Source organism: Crocosphaera watsonii WH 8501, from assembly GCF_000167195.1.
Taxonomy (GTDB): domain Bacteria; phylum Cyanobacteriota; class Cyanobacteriia; order Cyanobacteriales; family Microcystaceae; genus Crocosphaera; species Crocosphaera watsonii.
The window spans coordinates 1-2,064 of the sequence record NZ_AADV02000319.1 but is presented as its reverse complement, the minus strand read 5'-3'; the positions used below and the strand labels follow the sequence as shown (position 1 = coordinate 2,064).

General features: G+C 33.1%; 1 protein-coding gene. It reads right to left on the bottom strand.

Annotation, left to right across the window (positions count from 1 at the left end):
* Positions 1–320 precede the first annotated feature (320 nt).
* Positions 321–2,045 (bottom strand): BREX-1 system adenine-specific DNA-methyltransferase PglX, encoded by a 1,725-nt coding sequence (gene pglX / locus CWATDRAFT_RS31370; RefSeq protein ID WP_050018403.1) that lies wholly within the window; start codon positions 2,043–2,045, stop codon positions 321–323.
* Positions 2,046–2,064 lie beyond the last annotated feature (19 nt).

The following is a 2,064-nucleotide window of genomic DNA, read 5'->3' as shown; positions in this document are numbered from 1 at the left end:
TAATCACTAAACTTCGACAATAACCCGTTTTTTCTCCTCTAGTTTCCCATTTCTAAGTCATTTCTGCCATGTTGTCGGAAATTTTAAAGTCTTTTTTAAGGCTTTTCTCTTCCTTTTGCCATCACCTGTTAAAAGGAAAGGGTAGTAAATCCATGATGTTTCATAAGAGTCCAATCCTTGTTTTGAGAATTTTACCTAAAATTAAGAATATGTTAAAGTCAGACTTAATAGGTAAATAGGGTAAATTGGAGATATCTTGAAGTTTGAAAATTAAGAGTCGGATTGAGAGCATTAAGAAAAACATGAGACAACTTTGAACATTAAAAACCTAAAATTTCTTCAATGGGAATGTCTTTTTCTAAAGCACAAGAACCAGCTACATCAAAGAAAATGCCAGGTTCTTTATATCTACATCCAAAATATGACGAGCTAATAAAAGACCAAGATACAGCTTTTCTATAATAATTTGATAACTCTCTAACTCTTGATCTAGATGTGCCGTTAACGGTTAAATTTTTTATAGCTTCACCATCATTTTTCCAGTCAACAATATGTTCTACATTTCCAAACCATTTTCTAAACTCACCACCTTTTGAGTAAAGATTCCAACGGAGTTTATTAAAATGTTCATTAGGTAAGTTAATAGAATTAATAGAAGTCTCATGCCACAAACGAACAAAACGCTCATTATCGCCTGTTTGCATACCTGTTTTTATATCAGCATATATATCTAGGCTTTTATAATCTGCAAACTTGTTTATAATATTATCACTCACCCAATAAGCGATCGCACTCCCTGGAATCTTTTTAAAATCACTTGCAGAAGCACGATAAAACCAACCACAATTAGGGTTTTTGATCGCTTCTAATGCTTTTGGTGCTTGATTATCTGCACCATAAAACTTTTGTAAATCAATAAAAGCATCTTGATAATTTGGTAAAAATTGTTGATATAAAGTAAAGGCACAAATAGGCACATAAGCAGACTCAAAAAAAGCATGATATTCTGGTCTAACTAAAGAAGTAATGGTAGTTTCATTTAAAATGCGTGTGCGTAACTTTTCATAAGAACTTAAAAACATCCAAGTAAAAGGAGTCATTAAACCTATAAAACCACCTTTAGGAATAAGATTCATAATTCGCTCAGTAAATACAGAAAATAAATCTGATTTACTATTAGGATAATTCTTCTTAACCCAAGCAGATAACCTCCCATTCATCCCTTTACTACCCATATAAGGAGGATTTGCAACAACAATGTGATACTTAGGGCTTAAAAAATCAGCCTGTTTTAACACATCCATCACCTTCTCATGAGTCTTATATAACAATAACTGACCTTCTATATTTCGCTCCTTTAATAACCCTATTATCTCTTTTACATCCGTCACAGTCGGACGAATTAAAGCCCCAAAATTATCAGCTTCCTTAAACTCGTGTAACGTCTCTAATAAAGGTGCAGTAAATAAATCTCGCCCGACAAAATCCAGATATGGCTGTAACTCATCCTTAGAAAATTCTACCTTTTTCAACACACAAATATTAGGTTGAATGGGTTTCCGAAAAAAACGTTTTTGCTTTTCTCTCGCCTTCATAGTTAAGGCAAACGCTGCCAAAATTCCTGCCCTTTCATCAATTTCAATCCCATAAAGATTATGAGTTAAAATCTTTGTCGGAATCTCATTAGCTGCATAACCTTCCTCTTCATAAATAGCATAAAGTAACTCAAAAGCATAAACTAAAATATGTCCCGAACCACAAGCAGGATCACAGATTTTTAATTCTTCAGGAGAATTTATTTTTAAGTAGTCTTTTTCTTCATCTTCTGGCTTAATATAATAATCCATCACCTCAACTAAACGAGACTGAGGATAATTTAACATCCATAAACGCCCCAAAGAATTCTCTACTAAATAACGAACAATCCAATGAGGTGTAAATAATTGAGTTGCAGCCGGAATATTCTCTGGTGTAATCTTTTTATTCTTTTTAAGAGCAGCAAAAACCTCATCTTTTTTCTCAGAAATATAAAACTGATATACCACCCAATACCTCTACACTCTG